General features: G+C 70.4%; 1 protein-coding gene. It reads left to right on the top strand.

Annotated elements, in window-relative coordinates:
• On the top strand, positions 1–571 hold a 571-nt coding region (pta, locus tag CCL05_RS43580; protein WP_086565928.1), incomplete at both ends, for a phosphate acetyltransferase.

Consider the following 571-nt stretch of genomic DNA (forward strand, 5'->3'; position numbering starts at 1 on the left):
ATCATCAAGACCAAGCCGGACGCCGACATCGTCTCGTCGGTGTTCTTCATGTGCCTGGCCGACAAGGTCCTCGTCTACGGCGACTGCGCGGTCAACCCGGACCCGAACGCCCAGCAGCTCGCCGACATCGCCATCCAGTCGGCGACCACGGCCGAGCAGTTCGGCGTGGAGCCGCGGATCGCCATGCTGTCGTACTCCACGGGCACCTCCGGCTCCGGCGCCGACGTCGACAAGGTCCGCGAGGCCACCGAGCTCGTCCGGGCGCGACGGCCCGACCTGAAGATCGAGGGTCCGATCCAGTACGACGCCGCCGTGGAGCCGTCGGTCGCGGCGACCAAGCTGCCCGGCTCCGAGGTCGCCGGGCAGGCGAGCGTGCTGATCTTCCCCGACCTGAACACCGGCAACAACACCTACAAGGCCGTGCAGCGCTCGGCCGGCGCGATCGCCGTCGGCCCGGTGCTCCAGGGTCTGCGCAAGCCGGTCAACGACCTGTCCCGGGGCGCCCTCGTCCAGGACATCGTCAACACGGTCGCCATCACGGCGATCCAGGCCCAGTCCCCCGCCCCGGCCC

The organism is Streptomyces africanus, assembly GCF_002150735.1.
In the GTDB taxonomy this organism is placed as follows: Bacteria; Actinomycetota; Actinomycetes; order Streptomycetales; family Streptomycetaceae; genus Streptomyces; species Streptomyces africanus.